This is a genomic window from Rhizobium sp. 05N49 (assembly GCF_056396805.1).
In genome coordinates, this window is record NZ_JBFTME010000034.1 from 1 (window position 1) to 17507 (window position 17507).

General features: G+C 60.2%; 14 protein-coding genes. 1 reads left to right on the forward strand and 13 read right to left on the reverse strand.

Translation table 11 applies throughout. From position 1 onward, the window contains the following. The 9 genes from AC1DF8_RS34220 to AC1DF8_RS34260 form a co-directional block, all read right to left on the reverse strand. The coding region (locus AC1DF8_RS34220) for a porin (RefSeq protein WP_478157187.1) at positions 1–505 on the reverse strand (505 nt) is incomplete at its 3' end. Between the two features lie 501 nt (positions 506–1006). After that, a complete protein-coding gene (locus tag AC1DF8_RS34225; RefSeq protein ID WP_478157189.1) occupies positions 1007–2683 on the reverse strand; it encodes an ABC transporter ATP-binding protein in 1677 nt (558 codons plus the stop codon). Next, positions 2680–3624, reverse strand: coding sequence for an acetamidase/formamidase family protein (locus AC1DF8_RS34230; protein WP_112542414.1), 945 nt, complete (start codon positions 3622–3624; stop codon positions 2680–2682). Before AC1DF8_RS34230 ends, AC1DF8_RS34225 begins: the two co-directional genes overlap by 4 nt. Before the next feature lie 66 nt (positions 3625–3690). Then, on the reverse strand, positions 3691–5310 hold the full coding sequence (locus AC1DF8_RS34235; RefSeq protein WP_113212347.1) for an ABC transporter substrate-binding protein: 1620 nt from the start codon (positions 5308–5310) through the stop codon (positions 3691–3693). Positions 5311–5335: 25 nt separating this feature from the next. Further along, positions 5336–6256, reverse strand: a complete 921-nt coding sequence (locus tag AC1DF8_RS34240) for an ABC transporter permease (RefSeq protein ID WP_478157192.1) — start codon at positions 6254–6256, stop codon at positions 5336–5338. Continuing rightward, entirely contained in the window at positions 6256–7104 is an 849-nt protein-coding gene (locus AC1DF8_RS34245; protein WP_478157194.1) for an ABC transporter permease, read from the reverse strand. Before AC1DF8_RS34245 ends, AC1DF8_RS34240 begins: the two co-directional genes overlap by 1 nt. Beyond that, positions 7105–7686, reverse strand: a complete 582-nt coding sequence (locus tag AC1DF8_RS34250) for an ANTAR domain-containing response regulator (RefSeq protein WP_478157196.1) — start codon at positions 7684–7686, stop codon at positions 7105–7107. It abuts the gene before it with no gap. Next, positions 7683–8816: a transporter substrate-binding protein gene (locus AC1DF8_RS34255; protein ID WP_478157226.1), complete on the reverse strand. Its 1134-nt coding sequence runs from the start codon at positions 8814–8816 to the stop codon at positions 7683–7685. The genes AC1DF8_RS34250 and AC1DF8_RS34255 overlap by 4 nt, the downstream gene beginning before the upstream one ends. Positions 8817–9123: 307 nt before the next feature. After that, positions 9124–10263, reverse strand: coding sequence for a hypothetical protein (locus AC1DF8_RS34260; protein WP_478157198.1), 1140 nt, complete (start codon positions 10261–10263; stop codon positions 9124–9126). Positions 10264–10359: 96 nt separating this feature from the next. Between AC1DF8_RS34260 and AC1DF8_RS34265 the strand changes: the two genes are divergently transcribed. After that, positions 10360–10755, forward strand: coding sequence for a hypothetical protein (locus tag AC1DF8_RS34265; protein WP_478157200.1), 396 nt, complete (start codon positions 10360–10362; stop codon positions 10753–10755). Positions 10756–10895: 140 nt separating this feature from the next. Here the strand turns inward: AC1DF8_RS34265 and AC1DF8_RS34270 are convergent, their stop codons facing one another. The 4 genes from AC1DF8_RS34270 to AC1DF8_RS34285 all read right to left on the reverse strand — a co-directional run bounded on the left by AC1DF8_RS34270 (position 10896) and on the right by AC1DF8_RS34285 (position 17506). Continuing rightward, complete coding sequence (locus tag AC1DF8_RS34270; protein ID WP_478157202.1) at positions 10896–13142, reverse strand: glycoside hydrolase family 95 protein; 2247 nt, start codon at positions 13140–13142, stop codon at positions 10896–10898. Positions 13143–13144: 2 nt separating this feature from the next. Beyond that, entirely contained in the window at positions 13145–14242 is a 1098-nt protein-coding gene (locus tag AC1DF8_RS34275) for a sn-glycerol-3-phosphate ABC transporter ATP-binding protein UgpC (RefSeq protein WP_183888601.1), read from the reverse strand. A gap of 37 nt (positions 14243–14279) precedes the next feature. Then, positions 14280–15314 carry a LacI family DNA-binding transcriptional regulator gene (locus AC1DF8_RS34280; protein WP_112972448.1) on the reverse strand — a complete coding sequence of 345 codons (1035 nt, stop codon included), beginning with the start codon at positions 15312–15314 and terminating at the stop codon, positions 14280–14282. A gap of 140 nt (positions 15315–15454) precedes the next feature. Further along, positions 15455–17506: an alpha-L-fucosidase gene (locus AC1DF8_RS34285; RefSeq protein ID WP_112542406.1), complete on the reverse strand. Its 2052-nt coding sequence runs from the start codon at positions 17504–17506 to the stop codon at positions 15455–15457. Between the last annotated feature and the right edge of the window lies 1 nt (position 17507).

Below are 17507 nucleotides of genomic sequence, written 5' to 3' on the forward strand. Positions count from 1 at the left end.
CCCCGGTTTCGTACTGATAACGGATGGAGTTATGCAGCGTTACGACAGAACCGATATCGTCCGTTTCGCCGGAGAGACCATCGTCCCACCAGGAGTAGAAGAGACCAGCGCGGAAGCCCGCGACGTCGAGGTAAGCGGAGTCGAGGATCGTGTCCTGGTCCGTTGCGTTGTCGGCATTGGCCTGGAGAACGATAACGCCGGTGAGCGGACCGTACTCGGTGTCGCTCTTGGCCGTGAACTGAACCTGACCACGGGTTACAGCATCCCAGTCAGAGTCGTTGTCACCGCCGACGTTCGAGCCGACGTTGACCTGGAAACGGATGTAACCTTCGATCTTAAGGCAGGTTTCCGTGCCCGGGATATAGAAGTAGCCGGTGCCGTAGGCGTCGCAGACGCGAACGTATTCAACCGGTTCCGGCTCGGCAGCGACGATTGCGTCTGCTGCGAATGCCGGTGCAGCGATGAGGGCAGCTGCGGAACCAAGCAACATCATACGAATGTTCATGGAAAGCCAATCTCCTAAGTTCGAGTGCGTTCCACGAAAGAACGTCCCCTCTGATAAAGCCCGATTAATTCGGTAAGGCCTAAAATAACCGAAAGGCAGGAGGGCTCAACAAGGAATGGTCTCATTTTACAGAGAATTCTAACTAAACCGCCATGTGTGTGACAGAAGTACAACACTCCTTGGGCGGGTATTAACAAGACGTAAAACAGAATGGCGAAATATGGCTATATTAGTACGACTTAGCCGGATTGGCCGAGCGCAAATGGGGCACGGCGGTCTGTCGCTGAAGCCTGAATCAATCAAATATCCTGCTGCCGCGAGCCTGTATTTGCCCATCTTGAAGGGCTGCCGAGAGAAAATGCGGCTGAAATATAGGTTTTATGTGGCAGGCGGGACCGCCAATTCGACGGTGCCGCAATTCGATTTCTTGTGACGATTCGCGGCGGCCGAGGCAACGCTACAAGGCTCCAAAGGAGGCGCTCTGCTCCGCGTCCGGGAAACTCAGACCTGCACTCGCCGTGCTTCAGGATCAGGGATCGGAACGGCAGCCATCAGGGCCTTCGTGTAATCCTCTGCTGGGTGTTCGAAGATTTGACGGCGGGGACCGGTTTCGACGATCCTGCCGCTACGCATGACGGCGACCTTATGGGACATGCGTTCGACAACCGCCATGTCATGCGAGATGAAGAGATAGGAGAGCCCCATGCTTTCCTGCAGTTCCAGCATCAGGTCGAGCACGCGGGCGCGCACGGAGACGTCGAGTGCCGCAACGCTTTCGTCGGCAACGATCAGCTTCGGTTCAAGTGCAAGTGCGCGCGCAATGCAGATGCGCTGGCGCTGGCCGCCAGAGAATTCATGCGGATAGCGTGTGGCGGCGTCCGTCGTCAGGCCGACGCGGCGCAGAAGTTCCGCAACCCTGTCCTGCCGCTCGGACTTACTGGCGATACCGTGTATGACTAGCGGTTCGGCGATCGCAGCGCCCACCGCCATGCGAGGGTCGAGCGAGGCATAGGGATCCTGAAAGATCATCTGCGCCGTGCGGCGTATGGGCTGCATGTCTCGATGGCTGAGCCCTGCGATGTTGCGGCCGTCGATGACCACATCGCCCGTGAATGGAATGAGGCCAAGTACGGCCTTGCCGGTCGTCGATTTTCCCGAACCGCTTTCGCCGACAAGGCCGAGGGTTTCTCCGGGCAAAATATCGAAGGAGACGTCGCTGACTGCCGCGGCCGGCGCCTTGCCCTTGAAGAGAAAGCTCGCAGCGCCGCCATAGGTGACATTGAGACCACGCACATTCAGTACTGGTGTGCGATCGGGACGCAAGGTCTCGACGCTGCGTGAGGTGATACGCGGGGGGCCGTCCGTGCCGGCAAACGCGCCCAGTCGCGGCACGGCGGAGAGCAACTGCTGCGTATAGGTTTGCCGCGGGGTGCGGAAAATGCCGACGGCCGGGCCCTCCTCGACGATGCCACCATTCTGCATGATGATGACGCGGTCGGCCATTTCGGCGACGACGCCCATGTCATGGGTGATCAGGATGATCGAGGTCCCGAATTCTGATTTCAGCTCGCGCATCAGCTTCAGGATCTGCGCCTGTACAGTGACGTCGAGCGCGGTGGTGGGCTCGTCGGCGATCAGCACCTTGGGACGGCAGGAGAGTGCCATGGCGATCATCACGCGTTGGCGCATCCCGCCGGAAAGTTCATGCGGATATTGTTTCAGGCGTTTTGCCGGATCGGTGATCTGCACCGCATCGAGCATCTGTAATGCAGTCGCTTCGGCGTTCTCGCTGCCCTGATGCTCGCGGATCGCCTCCGTCAGCTGTGCGCCGATCGACATGACCGGGTTGAGTGACGTCATCGGCTCCTGGAAGACCATGGCAATATCGCCGCCGCGCACGCCGCGCATGGCCCTGTCGGAAAGTTTCAGCAGATCGCGTTCGCCGAGCATGATGCTGCCGGAGGCGACTTGAAGCGAGGCCTTCGGCAGCAAGCCCATGATCGACAGCGACGTCACCGATTTGCCCGAACCGGATTCTCCGGCAAGGCAAAGCGTTTCGCCGCTCGCCAAATCAAAGCTGATATTTTTCAGAACCGGTTTGCGACCCTCCGGCGTTCGCGCATCGACATTGAGATTGCGAACGCTGAGGATAGGTGCCGAGGGTATGGCTTCAATCACGCGAATACGATCCTAGGGAAGTAGAAGGAGACGACCCAGTTCGGCATATCGACGATTTCGCTGATGCGCAGATCGCCACAGACGGAGCAGAGCAGATAGGCATCAACCGCGCTCATGCCGTGTTCTGCGGTCAAAAGATCGATCATGCGCATGACGCTTTCGCGAGCACCCGTCATCAGGTCGGGGCCGATGCCGGTGGTCACTTCATAGCCGGCGCCGTCGAGATGGCGGGTAACCGGCTCGGTCGTGGTGAAACGCGGTGTCTGCAGGCGTGCATCCTTGACGAGCTCGATCGTTGCCTCGACATTCATCTGGCTTTCGATCGCCGTTCCGCAGACTTCACCGTCGCCCTGCGCGGCATGCGTGTCGCCGATAGAGAAGAGTGCGCCTTCGACCTCGATCGGCAGATAGAGGGTGACACCAGCCGTCAGGTCACGAATATCCATGTTGCCGCCGACGCGGCGCGGCGGCACGACGGAATGGGTGCCTGGCTCGGCCGGAGCGACGCCGATCGTGCCGGCAAAGGGCTTCAGCGGCACGCGGCCGCCAGGGCCGTAAAGGGCCGGCGTCATGCTGTTGGCGTCATAGGACCATACGTGCAGCGCCGGTTCCTTGAACTGGTCGGCAAGGAGGCCGAAGCCCGGAATATTGGCCGTCCAGCCGATGCCCGAGGGAATGAACTTGCGGAGCGTCACCTTCAGCGCGTCGCCTGGCTTGGCGCCTTCCACGTAGATCGGGCCGGAAACCGGGTTGATCTTGCCGAAATCCAGATTGTTCAGTGTTTCCAGCGTCGCGTCGCTGCCGAGCTGACCGCCGGAAGAATCCATGCATTCGAAATGGATGGTTTCGCCGGGCTTGGCGACAACGGCCGGTGCGAAATCCTTGTTCCAGCCGAAATTATGCTGGGCGCGGTGAATCGTGTGGGTGCAGGCAATGCACATAAGGTGTCTCCCTCGATTTTATGAAGCCTTCCCGGCCGAGCCGGGAAGGCATTGCTTCCTTAAGGCTTACTGCTTCACGTAGATCGCGTCGTAATTGATGACGCGGGTCGGGTCGATGTAGATGTTGTCCGCACCGCCCATCCGCAGCGATTTGGCGACGACGCGGCGTTCGTTGATGACGGGAACCCACGGCGCATCGGCCATGATGTCGGTGAAGACCTTGCCCCAGGCAGCGATGCGCTCTGCGGACTTGGCCGGATCGGACATGGAGTCGGCCGCAACCGCACGCTTGTCGAGATCGGCGTTGCAGTACCAAGACCAGTTCCAGCCACCCTGAACCGCACCGGCGCAACCGAGGATCGGGCCGTAGAAGTTGGACGGATCCGGGAAGTCGGCGATCCAGGCCATGCCACCCGACCAGATCATCGGCGCTTCGCCTTCCGTACCGCCGGCCGCGATGACATTGGCCTGCGCAAGCGCACGAACCTCAGCCTTCACGCCGATCGCTGCGAGATCCTGCTGGATCGCTTGGGCGATACGCGGTTGCGGATCGGTATTGGTGGAATAGAGCACCGTTTCGAAACCATCGGCAAAGCCTGCTTCGGCAAGCAGCGCCTTCGCCTTGGCGACATCATAGGCATAGCCGGTGAAGGACTTGTCGTAGCCCGGCATCAGCGGCGGCAGCGGCTGGTTGGCGGGCGTTGCGCGACCGTTCAGGATGCGCGTGACGCGCTCCTTGTTGATCGCCATGTTGACAGCCTGTCGCACCTTGACGTTGTCGAACGGCTTCACCTTGGTGTTGAGCGTGATGTAGCCGGTGTGAAGCTGTTCGCCATCGACGATCATCTGTGCGCCATCGGCGGAGTTCTTGATTTCCAGGAACTTGGCCGGGGGGATGCCGTCGCCGGCAATATCGACTTCGCCCTTCTGCAGGCGCAGCAGCGCAACAAGAGGCTCCTGGCCGACTTCGACCGTGAAGCTGTCGAGATACGGCATGTTCTTGACGAAATAATCCTTGTTGCGTTCAAAGACGAGCTTCTGGCCGATTGTCCAATCCTTCAGCACGAAGGTGCCGGAGCCGACGGGCTTCTTGCCGAAATCGCCACCGGCCGCTTCGACGGCCTCCTTCGGTACGACCGAGGCGAAGTTGATGGCGAGAACGTGCAGGAAAGTGGCGTCCGGGCGCGAAAGATGGAAGACGACCGTGCCGTCATCCGGCGTCTCGATGCCGGAAAGCGTTTCGGTCTTGCCGCCGGTTTCATCGTCAAAGCCCTGGATCGCACCGAAGAAGCCGGCACCAGGGCCTTGCGTCTTGGGATTGACGGCACGCTCGATCGAGTACTTTACGTCTGAAGCAACGATTTCGCGGCCGTTGGTGAACTTCACGCCCTTGCGCAGCTTGAACGTATAGGTCAGGCCATCGGGCGAAACGGTAAAGCTCTCGGCGAGCGACGGGACGAGGTTCGGCGTGCCGGGCTCATAATCCATCAGTCGCGAATAGAGGCTTTTGATCATCGACCAGTTGACCCAGTCATAGCCGATCTGCGGGTCGAGCGTGGTGATGTCGTCCTTGTAGGTGACGACGATGTCGCCGCCCTGCTTGGGCGTTTCCTGCGCCGTGGCGGCGATAGGGGCAAGCGCCACCATCGTTGCCATGGTTGTGTGTCTAAGCCAGCGTTTGAACATTCGGGTTCCCCTTCTTTGGTTGCTGTCAACGTGTACGGATGCGTGGATCGATAAGCGGGGCCACGAGATCGGCGAGCAGATTGCCGATGACGATGGCAAGTGCTGATGTCAGCGTGACGCCCATGATGATCGGAATATCGACCTGCTGAATGGCCTGCCATGCGAGCTGGCCGATACCGGGCCAGCCGTAGACGGCTTCGACCACGACCACGCCGCCCATGAACTGTCCGATATCGATGCCAATCATGGCGATGATCGGCAGGATGGCGTTCGGCAGGGCGTGGCGGAAGATGATGCGGCGCGAAGACAGGCCCTTGGCGCGCGCGGTGCGAACATAGTCCTGATTGAGCACATCGATCATCGCTGATCGCACCATGCGTGCATACCAGCCGGCGCCAAGGACGCCGAGGGTGGTGGCTGGCAGCACGACATGGGCGAACGTGCCGTAGCCGCTCATGGGTAGCCATCCGAGCGTTACGGCAAAAACATAAAGAAGCAGCAGGGCGACAACGAATTGCGGTGCCGAGACGCCGACGAAGGAGGCGGTCATGACAAGCCGGTCGATGAAACCGCCGCGACGGACCGCGGCGAGCGTCCCGAGCGTCAGGCCGAGAGCCACTTCCACCAGAATGCCGGCCAGCATGAGCACGAGCGTTGCCGGCAGGCGGGCGGCGATCAGCGTCCAGACCTCGGTCTTCTGTGCATAGGAGCGGCCGAGATTGCCGTGCAACAGGTTGGAGAGATAGGTGCTGAACTGCACGAGCAGCGGCTGGTCAAGGCCGAGTTCATGGCGGATGTTGGCAACAGTTTGCGCCGTGGCGCTGCGGCCGGCGATCATGCGCGCGGGATCGGCCGGCAGCGCATAGAGCAGCACGAAGGTGATGGCGGCGACGCCAAGAAGAATGAGGGATGCCTGAACGAGCCGGCGAAGGATAAGGAAGATCATCAGCCTCTCCCGCGCTGGGTCGGATCGAGAATGTCGCGCAGCGCATCTCCGACGAGATTGAAGGAGAGTGCCGTCAGCAGGATGATCGCACCAGGGAAGAAGACGAGCCACGGGGCAGCCTGGAAATAGCTCTGGCTTTCGAAGATGATGTTGCCCCAGGACGGCTGCGGCGGCTGTACGCCGATGCCGAGGAAAGAAAGCGTTGCCTCCAGCAACACTGTCGTGGCGATGCCGAGCGTGCCCCAGACAATCGCCGTCGGCACCAGATGTGGCAGAATATGCAGGAAGAGCACGCGCATGTGCCCGGCGCCGAGCGAGCGCTCGGCCATGATGAAATCACGTTCCACCAGTCCGCGCGTCTCGGTATAGACGATGCGGGCGACCTGTACCCAGTTGACGAGCGCGATCACCATGGCGACGATCCAAAGGCTCGGCCGCAGCAGCGCGGCAAGCACGATCGCCAGCAGCAACGCCGGAAATGCCATCATCAGATCGGTGAAGCGCATCAGGATATTGCCGACGATGCCACGCATGTAGCCGGCGAGGATGCCGATCAAGAGGCCGATCGCAACCGCGATGCCGTTGGCGACGAGCCCGATGACGAGCGAAGTGCGCGCACCGAAGAGCATGCGCGAGAAGAGGTCGCGCCCCAGCGTATCGGTGCCGAGCAGATAGGGGCCGCCGGGCGGTAGCGGCGCGCCTTCCAGCGACAATCCGTCGAACATCTGCTCATCGGGATTGAAGGGCGCAATCCAGGGGGCCGCCACCGCAAGGCTGATGACGATAAGCACGACGACAAGGCCAAAAAGGGCGGTCGGCTGCCTTAAAATGGCTTTCAATACTCGCATTCAACCCGCCTCCGGCAGGGGTTCTATGCCGCCGATGATGAAGGCAGCGATCTGTTCCATCGGCAGCCGGCGACGCATGGCGCAGTTACGCAGGATCGAATAGGCGCGCTCCTCATCGACGGCGTGCGCCTTCATCAGTTTTTCGACGGCGGCATGTACGAGCGGGCGCAGGCGTATGCGTTCCTCCAGATATTGAAGGCGCTCGGCGACACTCTTGCGCTCCTGATGAATGGAGACGGCCATGACAAGGGCCGGATAGACCGCGGAGGCTGCAATCGGCTTGGCGATAACGGCGCCGGCACCCTGGCCGAGCGCCCAGGCGATACGGCCCGGCGCTTCCGAGCCGAGCAACGCGACGACGGGGCATGTCGGAGTTGCACCGCTCCAGGGCAGGAGACCATCAAAACCCTGGTCGGCATCGACGATGACAAGATCGGGTACGCCTGCGGCTGAAAGCGGCGCCCACTGCAGCGTGGCCGACAAGCCCAGCAGACGCAGCTGACGGATCAGCCTTTCGGTATTGCCGTCCTCGCGGTGCAGGACGACGGCATGCCAGCCGGTGAAATTGGGTGTTTGCTTCATGATACCACCCGCAATCTCGGCGAAGACGTCTTGCTGCGGCCGGTCAGATAGGGATCGGCGGCGAGCGGCGGGCGCGAGGCGATCACATCGAAGCCGTTCTGAGCGTTGATGCAACCGAGATGGAAGGGCAGGGCCGCATGGTTCGTCTCGCGGTCGATGTTGAGCGCGCCGAAAGGTGTCGCCCAGCTCTTGCCGTACAATTCCCGGCGCACCGCGGAAGGCTCGTCAACCCCGGCCGTTACAATCGCATCGACACAGAGCCGCACGGCTGTATAGGCACTGGCAAAGACGCTGGAGATACGGCGCTCGGCACCAAAGTGGGCCACGATCCGCTGCTTGAATTCGGCGTTTTCGGATGTCGCGACACTGTCGAAATAGGAGGCGGCACAGAGCTGGCCAGTCGCGGCCCCCGGTGCGATATCATCGAGCTCGCATTCCATCAGGTCGCAGCTGACAACAGGGCAGTTCTCCGGCCGGAAGCCCGGGTCGCGATCGGCAAGCCGCCGGATCGCTTCGTGGAAGGCATAGCTCGACGGCCCGATCAGATTGTTGAGGATGAAGCTCGGACGGCGCTGCTCGATATCGGCGACAATGCGCTCGACTGCGGTTTCCTCAAGCGGCAGATAGCGCTCTCCGAGGACCTCGCCACCGGCATTGGTAGTGAGTTCACGGGCAAGCCGATTCATCTCCCAGCCCCAGACATAATTGGCGCCGACGAGGTAGGGCCGGTTGCCGTAGCGTGGGATCAGGTGCTCGAAAAGCGGCAGGAGATGCTGGTTGGGGCAACCACCGACATAGATGACATTCTCATTCGCCTCGAAACCCTCGTAGGGGCACATGTACCAAAGCAGCCCGTCATGTTTTTCGATAAGCGGGATGACCTCCTTGCGGGCGGCCGAGGTAATGGTGCCGACGATATGACGGCAGCCGGCACGCAGCAGACGACGGGCACCTTCGAGATAGGCGGCAAGATCAGCTTGCGGATCAAAGAAGACCGGTTCGACCGGCCGACCGCTCGTCGCGGCGAATTCGGCAATCGCGAATTCTGCGCCATCGCGTGCGTCGCGCCCCATCGAGCCGTAGGGGCCGGTGGTGGAGTAAAGAATGCCAATTTTCAACGCATCATTCATCTGCAAGCCAAAAACCAAAAAACCCCATGAAAGCGTCCCATCCGCGACGGGGCCATCATGGGGCGAAACTGCCCAGCGACTATCGAAGTCATGTGAGAATGCGGAGCGTTTTGCCTAATCCGCAGGCTTGAATAAAATACAGGCAATTCAACTTTGTCAAGCGCGCGTCGGGCGAAATACGAGGGGCGACACCGTAAGATCACAACTGCAGGCCGAAGGCCTGACGATGAAGCTTTTGCGCCGTGCGAGACACCAGCGGGAGTGCTTGCAAAAACATCAACTCAGACGATAGTGTCGATGACGTTTTTTATTGGGGCGGCATTGAATGAAAGCGCAAATAAAGGTCAATGCCGAAGATATCAATAGGAAGCTCAACCGGCTCGGACCGGGTGATGAGCTTTACCTGAAAAAAGGCCGTTACTCCGATCCGATAACGATAACAGGTAAACGAGGTTCCGAGGAACGTCCTATACGCATCACCGGTCCGGGAGCAACCCTGGGCTCTGATATGGACTTCGATGCCTACCAGGAAACTGCGAACAAACTGGCTGCCGCTCACCAGAAGGGCGGTTCGTTTCCCGGTATCTATTTCATGGCCGACAATGCGGCTTTGACATTGCGCGATTGCCAATGGGTTATCATCGACGAACTGGTTTTCAGGAACTGCTGGCCGACAGCAATATACCTCGACAATTGCCAGCACATTTTCATACGCCGCGTCGATTTCAGGGGAGGATGCATTGCGATCGGTGCGGCCGGCCCCTACACGCGTCACCTGCTCATCGAAAAATGCAGCTGGGTGCAGGATACGAAAAGCCACGGCGAAGACGACGTTCTGTCGATCAGGGGCAATGGTCACGTTCGTGCCGACTTGTCCCCGACAGACTGCAGGCTTTGGAGCGATATCCTCTGGAAGCAGGTGCATGGATCTGGCGACGAGGATGGTCCGGTTGATCCGAACGGCGATGCACGTGCCTATGACGGCGATTTCTTCCGAGCCTGGACCATTGCCGGATATGTCATCATCCGCGACAACGTAATCACAGACGCATTCAATGGCGTTCATTTCTTCAATCAGGCATCGGAGTCCACCAAGGAGGCCTTCGCCCGGAATATTCTCATCGAAGATAATTGGTTCGTGCGGATAAAGGACAATGCCGTCGAGCCTGAGAATTTTGCATGGAACTGGACGATCCGTCGAAACCAGTTCGTCGATTGCTACATGCCGTTTTCCTTCGAAATGCAGCGCTCCGGCTACTTTTATGTCTATGGCAATCTTGGCTGGAACATTCACATTCCCGGACCCGAAGGCGACAAGCATGCCAAGGGCTTGCTTTTCAAGTTCCCCGAGACGCACATTGCGGATGGACCGCATTACGTCTTCAACAATACCTGGCTCCTTCGAGCGCCGATTGCCAAGAAGAAGAGATTTGCGAAGCTGGAGCATCGCAACAACCTCATTGGCTATGCGACTGACGCCGATAAGTTTAAATGGGACGCTTGTTCTCCATTCGGGTCAGGCTGGAGCTTGGACTTCTGTCCCTTGAACGAACTGGAAGATCTGCTCCGCTTTGAAGAGGATTGCTTTACCCGTTCCTGGAGGTCTCTTGGCATCGTCTTTGACGGCGACGTGATCTCGCACCGGGATTTTCCCGGCCGATTGCGGGAGGCGCATTATGATATCGGCGAAAATGCCAGGTATGCGGACGTTCAATTCCATAATCGGACCATTGGTCTGCCATCCGGATTGAGGATGACCAAGGCTCCGCCGGCAGTAGCTTTCCCGATCGAGTTGCCGGATAAATCGCGCCGTTTGTTTGCGCCATCCAACTATTGTGTCGGCGCCTGGCAAGAAACCGGCCGGATCGATGTCTTTGATCCGCTATTCGCACTCATATGGCCGACACCAGCGCGATATTCTGAGGAATGCCAATCCTAGGAAGGCAAGAGCGTAGCGGCGGAAATATCAGCCTTCGAAGCAGGGCGAACAAGATCGACGTCGATATCGCCGGTCCGCAGCCTGCTGGTCTGATAATCAACGCGTGCCACCAAGAGCTAAGTTCACGCAGAGGCCGACCTCTATACGAAGAGGTCGTCCTTGCTCGCCATGAAAGTCTGGCCAGCGGCAAGGGTGATGGTGAATCTGCCGTCCGCAAAGCGGATGACGGTCTGAATATCCCGTGCTGCCGAAATCGCAATCTTCACCGGCCTGCCATTCTGCCAATCGAGGTCGAGAAGCATGCCGCCCCGCACGCGCAAACCGCGCACTGAGCCGCGTGGCCAGGCTTTGGGCAAGGCCGGGAGCAGGTGAATTTCGCCGGGGCGAGACTGCACCAGCATTTCCAGGATGCCGGCGGCCCCGCCGAAATTGCCGTCGATCTGGAAGGGCGGATGGGCGTCGAACAGATTGGTATAGGTCCGCTCAGGGCTGATCAGCATTTTGACCACATCGAGCGCATGTTCGCCGTCACGAAGCCGTGCCCAGAGATTGATGCGCCAGCCGATGCCCCAGCCCGTCGCGTCGTCACCGCGGATTTCCAGTGAGCGGCGGGCCGCCGCGGCAAGCGCGGGCGTCCTGTCCATGTCGATCTGCGAACTCGGATAGAGGCCGTAGAGATGCGAGACATGGCGGTGATGGATCTCCGGTACCTGCATATCCCAGTCTTCAAGCCATTCCTGCAACTGACCGGCAGCACCAATCCGGTCGGGCGGTAGGCGCGGCAACACGCGGTCGATCGTGGAGACCAGTGCGTCTTCGCCGCCGATGGAGACTGCGAGCGGGCGCAGCAGATTGAGGAAATCCCGGATGATCTGGCTATCCATGGCCGGCCCGGCACATAGGGAGGCGCCATGCGGATGGACGTTCTCCGGGGAGAGCGAAGGATTGGTCACCAGATAATCGGTGCCCGGAAGAGGAACCAGCACATCGAAGATAAACTCGGCAGCGGCCTTGGCAACAGGGAAAAGCCGCCGGCGTAAGCCTTCGGCGTCATCAAGATAATCGCTGAGGTCGAGCAGTTGCGCCATAAGCCAGGCGCCACCAGTCGGCCAGAGTCCCCATTTGGCACCATCGATCGGACCGGTCGCACGCCAGAGATCGGTATTGTGGTGCATGACCCAGCCGCGGGCGCGGTAGTGCACCTCAGCCATCTCGCTGCCGGTTTCGGCAAGTTCCTCCGCCATCTCGACAAGAGGCTCGATACATTCCGGCAGATTGGCAGGCGCCGGCAGCCAGTAATTCATCTGCAGATTGATGTTGGCAGTATATTTGCTGCCCCAGGGCGGGTCGGTCTCGTCGTTCCAGATGCCCTGCAGGTTTGCCGGCTGGGTGCCAGGGCGCGATGAGGCGATCATCAGGTAGCGGCCGAACTGCACATAAAGGGCAGCCAGTGCCGGATCATTGCCTTCGGCAAAGCCACTAATACGACGATCTGTCGGCTGAGAACCTGCCAGTGTCGTGCCGAGATCGACAGTGAAGCTCCGAAACGGCCTTTGATGTTCGGTGATATGGTCACGGCGCATGCTCTCGATGCTGCGGCGCGCGGCTTTCGAAAGGCGTCCGGCAATTATGCCATCCGCGTCGCCGGAGACGTCGTCATAACGGCGGAAACCCGTGGCTGCATCGAGCAGGATAAGCAGCTCGTCGGCGCCCTCGGCGGATAGTATGCCGCTCGAAGAGCTGACACTCCCTCCTATGTTGACCACCCTGATGCCGAAGGCGAAGCGCAGGGCGGCGGGGATGCCCCATTCCGCCTTGCCGGTGCCGGAGAAAGTGAGTCCTGGGCCGTTTTGCTCGACGAATTGTCCCCGTTGCGGACTGTCGATTGATATCCGGCATCTGATGGCTCCGGGCCGATCTGCCGAAAGGCGCAGGACAAGCACGCCATCGACTGGGGAAACAAAGGCCTCGCGAAAGAAAGTGACGCCTTCGGAAATGTACGAAGTCGTGGCGATCGCCGTATCGAGATCGAGCGTGCGACGATAGCTGCCGACGGTCTGCGAATGGAGAAAATCGATATGGAGATCGCCGACCGGCTGGTACGACATCTGCTTGATCGGCCGCGCCATCAGATGTTCTTCAGCCATCGCTTCCGCTTCGGCGTAACGGCCTGCGAAGATCAACCCCCGCACATCCTCCAGATGGCCATAGGCATCGGCATTGACCGGCCGGTAGGGCCCGCCGGCCCAGAAGGTGGACTCGTTGATCTGCAGTCGTTCGGAAATAGGGTCGCCGAAGACCATAGCACCAAGCCGACCATTGCCGAGCGGCAGCGCATCCGTCCAGAGCCGCGCAGGGGCATTGTACCAGAGAAGGTTGTCCGTCATGATCATTCTGCCGGGATGCTGTTTGCCGGTCTGATGTCGCGGATCCGAAGGCCGTCGACGCTGAAGAGCAGCGCCTTTCTCGCGGAAAAGCCGGCGCTGACCGTCTCGCCCGGGCGCAGCGTCCTTTCCGAGCGGTCCTCGATGATGACGGATTGGCCCGAGGTGAGAGTTCCGTAGATGAAGCGGGTTCCTCCAAGATTTTCCACGACATCGACCTTGACGTCGATCGCGCCGCCGCTTTCGTCCTGTCCGGTGAAATGTTCGGGGCGGATGCCGACCTTGACCGGCATGTCCTTGCCCGGGCCGACGATGGCTGCTCTGAAAGCACTGCCGCAATCGAGCTTGATCACCCCGTCCGCGCCGAGCGTGCCATCGAGGAAATTCATCCGCGGCGAGCCGATGAAGCCGGCGACGAAGAAATTGTCGGGATCGGCATAAAGCGTATCCGGCGTGCCTGCCTGCTCGATCTTGCCGGCGCGCATGACGACGATCTTATCGGCGAGTGTCATCGCTTCGGTCTGGTCATGCGTGACATAGATCATCGTCGCGCCGATGCGCCGGTGCAGTTTGGCGATTTCTACGCGCATGGAGACTCGGAGTTCCGCATCGAGGTTCGACAAGGGTTCGTCGAACAGGAAGACTGCGGGGTTGCGAACGATCGCACGGCCGATCGCAACGCGCTGGCGCTGTCCGCCAGAGAGTTGAGCGGGCTTGCGTTTCAGGAGCGGCTCGATCTGCAAGGTCGAGGCGGCAGCCGCAACGCTCCGGTCGATATCGGCCTTGCCCATGCCGGCCATGCGCAGCGAGAAGCCGATATTCTGCTCCACCGTCATATGCGGATAAAGCGCATAATTCTGGAAAACCATGGCGACGCCGCGTTCGATGGGATCGGCCTCGTTCATGCGCCGTCCGCCGATCGTCAGGTCGCCGGCGGTGATCTTCTCCAGGCCGGCGATCATGCGCAGAAGCGTCGACTTTCCGCAGCCGGAGGGACCGACGAAGACCGTGAACGAACCGTCGTCGACGCTCAGATTGAGTCCCTCTATCGCCTGAAAGCTGCCATAGGATTTGTCGATATCGTGCAACTCTACACTGGCCAAAGCTTCCTCCCTTTAACCGCTTGGCGGGCAGAACGCGTCAGGTGATCCGTCGCGTCGAGCCTCGCAGGATGATGTCGCATTCGAGGACGACACTGCGCGTCGCCCCGCCTGACGGCTCCGTCAGCCGTTCCACGAGAATGTCGGTGATGGTTTCAGCAATGCTTGCCACCGGCTGGGCGACGGCCGTAATGCCGGCTTCGTAGAGCCGGAAGATTGCCACATCGTCGAAGCTGGCAAGCGAAACATCCTCGGGCACATGCCGGCCGTTCTCCTTCAGCCAGCTCAGCCCTCCGACTGCCATGCCATAATTGGCGGAAAAGATCGCGGTGGGCGGATTTTCAAGCGACATCAATCGCTTGGTCGCCTCATAACCGCCGTCCATGCGCCAGTTTCCACGCGCCGCGAGGGTAGGATCGATTGTGATACCCCGGTCGCGTAACGCCTGTTCATAGCCCGCCAGCCGTTCAATACCCGAAGAATTGCGCGGATCGCCTGTCAAAATACCGATGCGGCTATGGCCGAGATCGATGAGGTGGCTGACGATGCGATAGCTCGCGCGATGGTTCTCGACCATGACCCGGTCTGCTGCCAGCCCGCGAACGTCGTTGTTATAGAAGATGATCGGAATGTCGTGATGGATGAGGTCGTCGACGCGGTCATAAACTTCCGCGGTGCCGTCCATGACCAGCGCATCGACACGCTGCGCGGCGAAGAAATCGAGTGCCTCGGCGACCACGCGCGGATCGCCGCCATGGCAGTAAGTCAGCAGTGCCCGTCCGGTTGGACGAACCGAATGGGCGAGATGCTCGAGCATGCGGGAATGGAATTCGTCGAAGGTCGGCACCAGGAAGCCGATCATATGGGTGAGGTCAGTGCGGATCGAGGCGGCAGCAGCATTGCGCCGATAGCCGAGATCCTGGATCGCCCGCTCGATCTGTTCGCGGTTGGAGCGGCGGATCGTCTGGCCGTTGAGATAGCGGGACACGGTGCCGACTGCGACGTTTGCCACCCTGGCAACGTCGATGATCGTGGCTCCGCGCCTCTTTCCGGCCGTCTGGTCCGTCTGTTGCATTTCGAGCGGGCTCCTGCATTCATCCATGGGAAATGACGCCTGGCCAGGCGCCTTTCCGTCGTATAGCCCAGCGCTCCGCCGCCCACCAGTATTGCGGGCGGCAAGAGCAAAGTCCGACGGCTCCCTTACTTCAACCTGCATTATGCGCCTTCGAAGACCACGGCGCTGTGGATGCGCAGGCGCGGTACCGTGATGTTGATGGCGCCATCGTCACCCGCATTCCAGGCAAGATCCTCTCCTGTCATCGCATCGAAAACGCGCTTCGGTTTTGCCGGCAGGCGCACCGTGGCATTGACGGGGCCGATCGCCGGAATGTCCTCGATCATTTCCATGACCCGGGTCGAACCGTCATCGCCACGTACGTCCTTGCCGCGGATCTGCGGCGGACCGTAGAGGAGATGCAGGATATGGCGGTCGTGCTCGATCTGATGCGTCAGCGTCGCCCGTCCGGACGAGGGCAGATCGGTGACCATGGCCGGATCGGGAACAAGCCGGTCGAGAAGGCCGCGAACCAGGTATTTGTAGAGCGGCTGGCCCATCGCCCGATAAAGCCGGAAGATCGGATAGGCGATGTAGGCCGCGCCCTTGTGTTCGGTCACTGCCGCGCCCAGCATATCGGCATCCGGGTCATCGGGCGCGTGCTGATGTGAGCAGAAATGCTTGTAGGAGCGGTTGAAGTAGGACGGATAGACACCGGCCAGCACCGTTGCGCCCACTGAACGGACGGCTTCGGCATCATCATAGAAAACGAAGGCCGTTTCCGGCATGGAGGGGTCGAGATCCTTTCCGGCTTTCACATAGCTAGGCTTGAAAGCGATGGGCGCGGCTCCTCTTTCGATACCGAAGTCGACAGCAAATTGTCCGTTTTCATCAAGGCCTGAATGCCAGGAAGCGATGATCTTGCCGCCGCCGGCGAGATAGGACTTGAGCCGGGCGGCGAGCGCGGCATCGACAGGGATTTCGTCCGGCAGGATCAGCAGGCGGTATTGCTCGAAACGGCCGGACCTGTCGAGTACGTCGAAAGGCCGTTTCAGCTCCTGCAGCACCTGGGCGGCGCCGTCATCGCTTGGATGGTTGCGCGCGCCTTTGGGGTTCATGTGTTCCGCCGAAAGGATCGCGATTTCGGAAATCTGCTTTGCGCCCTCCAGGAAGGGTTCGAGTTTTTCGACACGATGATAGGCCGGCGCAATCGAAGCATAGGTATCGGGATTGATTGCACCGTTCGGATGAAGCTGGTCGCCGACCAGGCATTTGGAGCCGAGCGCGATCATTTGTGCGCACTCATATTCCAGCGCGTCCGGGTGCTTGAAGCCGCCGAACTCTCCCCAGGATGTATGGAACTTGCCGGTATGAGCGAGGAAATCCATGCCGAGTGTGGCGGCATAGCGGGCGCTCGACGGGAAATGGTCGTAGCCCCAGCCGCCGGTCGGGAGGCTTTCGAGCTCGAGATGGGAGTAAGTCGAAAAGCGCTCCGGTCCCTGCTTGTGGATGTGACCGCAATTGTAGAAGACACGCAGGCCCGGAAATTCGGCAAATAGCGCTTCACTCGTCTCGCGGCGGAACTGCTCGTTGACGGCTTCGTCGTTCTTCAAGCGGTCGGCCGGGTTTTCAGGGTCGAGACCTTCGCACAGCATGCGTTCGACGCAGGCTGGGCAGACGCAGTCCGGCGTCAGGATGATATCGAAGAAGAGGCCCTGCGTCGGATAGTTCTGCGCGACCTCGCGTGCCTGTTCGAGGATATAGTGCCTGAGGCCCGCATGATTGAGGCAGAGCGTGTGCCAGGCAGGGCTGAGTTGTTTGCCGGCGGAAGGGTCGGCCGGCCGGTCGTGATGATAGCGGTTCGAGGCGCTCATCGCCCGCCATTCGGGATGTTCGCGTGCCGTCAGTTCATCCCATTGTACCGAGATATAGATCGGGCTTTCGATATCGGCTGCGGCAAGTGCCTTCACCATGTCGCCGAGAAGGTCCGGGCGGGCAAGCTGCGGATGCGGCTTGCCGACCTTGGTCGGATAATAGGACCAGCCGTGATGGCACTTGGCAAAAATGGTGATGGAATCGACATGGGCGGCCTTCAGCGTCGAGACGAAGGCATCCGGATCGAAATCGGCGCCGATGCCGGGAATATGTTCCGACGTATGGAAGTCGAGATGGATCTGGCGGTAACGCAGCGGCTTGTTCGTTGTCTTGGGCATG